The organism is Pseudomonas caspiana (genome assembly GCF_002158995.1).
In the GTDB taxonomy this organism is placed as follows: domain Bacteria; phylum Pseudomonadota; class Gammaproteobacteria; order Pseudomonadales; family Pseudomonadaceae; genus Aquipseudomonas; species Aquipseudomonas caspiana.
Map to the genome: position 1 here is coordinate 137,364 of NZ_LOHF01000019.1, position 1,679 is coordinate 139,042.

The 1,679-nt window shown below is 57.7% G+C and carries 2 protein-coding genes; both read right to left on the reverse strand.

Going from position 1 to position 1,679, the window contains the following annotated elements; genetic code table 11:
- Positions 1-118: 118 nt before the first annotated feature.
- On the reverse strand, positions 119-1,021 hold the full coding sequence (locus AUC60_RS20250; RefSeq protein WP_087271732.1) for a LysR substrate-binding domain-containing protein: 903 nt from the start codon (positions 1,019-1,021) through the stop codon (positions 119-121).
- A 275-nt stretch (positions 1,022-1,296) separates the two neighbouring features.
- Entirely contained in the window at positions 1,297-1,587 is a 291-nt protein-coding gene (locus tag AUC60_RS20255) for a DUF6124 family protein (RefSeq protein ID WP_087271735.1), read from the reverse strand.
- Between the last annotated feature and the right edge of the window lie 92 nt (positions 1,588-1,679).

Here is a 1,679-nt window from a genome sequence, read left to right on the forward strand (position 1 = left end):
CAGACAGGACGCCATCGCGGCCTCGCGGTGTTCAATAGACTTCATCAAACAACGCGTAACTATCTAATTGAAGAAGATTCTTTGTTGGAACGCCGCCCGCTCGCCCCGACAAAAGGTCCTACTCAGCCTCTGAATTCTGAACCGTCAACCACTGCTCAAACGACCGCGCCGCGCGACTCGGAAACTGCCCCGACGGATTGAGCAAATAATAACCACCGATCTCACCCACATGGACGTCACACGCAGGCACCAACGCACCGGATTTCAGATGCCCGTCAATCATCGGCTTCCATCCCAACACAATGCCGCGACCTTCGATCGCCAGGTCCACCATCACCGGGTAGTTATTGACCGTCAGGCGTTTACGAATCGCCGAGGCATCAATACCCTGACGCGCAAACCAATCTGTCCAGGACAGCCACTGACGCTGACCATCCTCAAGCATCAACAAGCGATGTTCGAACAACGCTTGTGGCTTGAGCACTTGCCCTTGCAGATAGCCCGGCGCGCAATACGCCCCCACCGACTCAGCAAACAACAGCCGACTGTCCAGTCCCGGCGGCGACCCTGAACGCAGGAAATACACCGCGAGATCAAACTCCGCACGCACCAGCGAATCCAGCCCGTCGACCACCCGCAGACGCACGTCCACATTGGGAAACTCATCGGCATAACGCCCCATCAACGGCCCCAGCCACAACGCCGCGACGCCACTAGAACACGCCAGCGTCAGCTCCTGCTCGCCGCTGTGAGTCATGACCTGCGCTGTCGCTTCAGCGCATTGGGCAAGCACCCGATGCACCTGCTCGGCATAAACCTGTCCGGCCACCGTTAAATGAATACGTTTGTGCTCACGCCGAAACAACGCCCGCCCCAGAAACTCCTCAAGCTGCTGCACCTGCCGGCTGATTGCGCTCTGGGTCAGATGCAACTCAGTGGCAGCACGGGTAAAACTGCCATGGCGCACCGCCGCCTCGAAAGCGATCAGGGTTTGCAGCGGCGGCAGGGGTTCGATGCGCATGGGGAGTCCGGACAGTCGTGAAGTCCCGCCATCAGAACAAAAAAACGCCGAGGTTTCACCTCCAGCAGGATTCGCCTCGTTGATCCTTGAGGGAGCAGCCGCTGTGTCAGCGATACCCTGCGCAAATACCTGTAGGACCTGAGCTTGCTTGCGATGAACGATAACGCGGTGCACCTTCTTCAACGTGCCGTCTGGTTCGAAACAAGCTTCGCACGCAGGATGGGCCGCTTACCGAGTCAACCTGTCCAGACCGAGAAATCTGCCATTAGCCAGCGTCAATCCATCAGATGTCGTGCAGCACTTCCAGACAACGCATCCTCCAGAATCGCCTTTGCCATATCACTCAAATGATGAACCGCCCAGACACTCTGCTTGCTTGCATCGCCCATCGCGGCGTCGAGGCTCAACTCATGGATACACGCCAATAAGCTGGACGCATGCTCCAGTGCGGACTCGATGGGGATGTCGGGATTGATGCGGAACAGCGGCTGACGGGATGGGCCGCAGGTGGAGAAGGTGGTGGTGCCGAGGGTTTTGTTTGGGTGTAAGTCGTCAGAGGTAGTCATGGTTCGCGTTCCTATATCTTGATGAGCCGTCATCTCTGCCGCCAAGCAGAGAAGGGTGACGGATTGCACAAGGTTGGCGGACCGGAGATATA